General features: G+C 41.6%; 2 protein-coding genes. One reads left to right on the top strand and one right to left on the bottom strand.

Going from position 1 to position 1,081, the window contains the following annotated elements; genetic code table 11:
- Positions 1-97: 97 nt before the first annotated feature.
- Entirely contained in the window at positions 98-658 is a 561-nt protein-coding gene (locus tag RUMCAL_RS02640) for a GNAT family N-acetyltransferase (protein WP_021680928.1), read from the bottom strand.
- A gap of 107 nt (positions 659-765) precedes the next feature.
- Between RUMCAL_RS02640 and RUMCAL_RS02635 the strand changes: the two genes are divergently transcribed.
- A partial coding sequence (locus RUMCAL_RS02635) for a phage portal protein (protein WP_021680927.1) occupies positions 766-1,081 on the top strand: 316 nt, incomplete at its 3' end.

Below are 1,081 nucleotides of genomic sequence, written 5' to 3'. Positions count from 1 at the left end.
ACCGTGCAATCCGCTGTGGATGCGTTTCTGATGATTCTATTTATGATTCGAGGGAGATGCTGATTTTATAGTTGATGTCAGTTCGGTAAAATGGAATTTACTGCAATACCCAATCTTCTCTTTTTAGAATGGTTACCTCATTTTCTTCCGTTGTACCGAATGCCGTCTCATAGGTATCAAATGCATAGTGTTTGAAACCACTTTTTTCCTGAACTCTATGAGATTGCTCATTCCACAAGAAGTGACCACAGAAGATTACATCAAGATTAGCGTTCTCAAAGAGAAAACGAATTACTTCTTTCAACGCTTCCGGCATCAAACCTTGTCCCCAATATTCTTTGCTCAGAACATAGCCTATCTCACGGCATTTCTTATTTTCAAATTCCGGGAAGTGAGTTTCATTGTATTTTTCGATCCCAACAGAACCTATTACTTTGCCCTGATATTCGAGTGCAAATGTTTTCTTATGGCTAATGAACATATCAAGAATAATCTTAGATTCTTCCTTGCTTTCATGAGGCTTCCAACCCGCCATTTGTCCGACTCCATCTACTGAAGCGTAGGAATAAAAGTCATCAAGATCGGATTGCCGCCACGGGCGAATCAACAAACGCTCTGTTTTTAGGGTAACATTACTTATATCTATTTCAGGATTCATAGTATTTTGCTCCTCTAAATTCTGATTTGTAAGGCTGATGCCCTACATACTGTTAAGCATATTATACCACACCCATATACGAAAAGTCAAGAAAGGAGCGTGATTTCATGGGAATTTTCAGCGGACTTTTCAAGTCCAGAGATAAGCCGAAAAACAGTTATGATTCACCATCTTACACCTACTTTTTCGGACGAGCCCACAGCGGCAAACGAGTAGATGACCGCAGTGCCATGCAGCATACCGTGGTGTATGCCTGCGTGAGAGTGCTTTCAGAAGCCATTGCACAACTGCCCCTGCATGTTTACCAATACACCAATAACGGAAAAGAGCGAGTGCCACAGCACCCGCTTTACTTTTTGCTCCACGACCAGCCAAATCCCGAAATGACTTCATTTGTTTTCAGGGAGACCTTAATGTCCCACT

This window comes from Ruminococcus callidus ATCC 27760, from assembly GCF_000468015.1.
Lineage (GTDB): Bacteria > Bacillota > Clostridia > Oscillospirales > Ruminococcaceae > Ruminococcus_C > Ruminococcus_C callidus.
Note: the sequence above shows the minus strand (reverse complement) of the source record. Positions and strands in the feature narration are given on the sequence as shown.

Bases quoted from the DNA above. Each gene is read 5' to 3' on its own strand.
- RUMCAL_RS02640 (WP_021680928.1), bottom strand. From the start codon at position 658: ATGAATCCTGAAATAGATATAAGTAATGTTACCCTAAAAACAGAGCGT.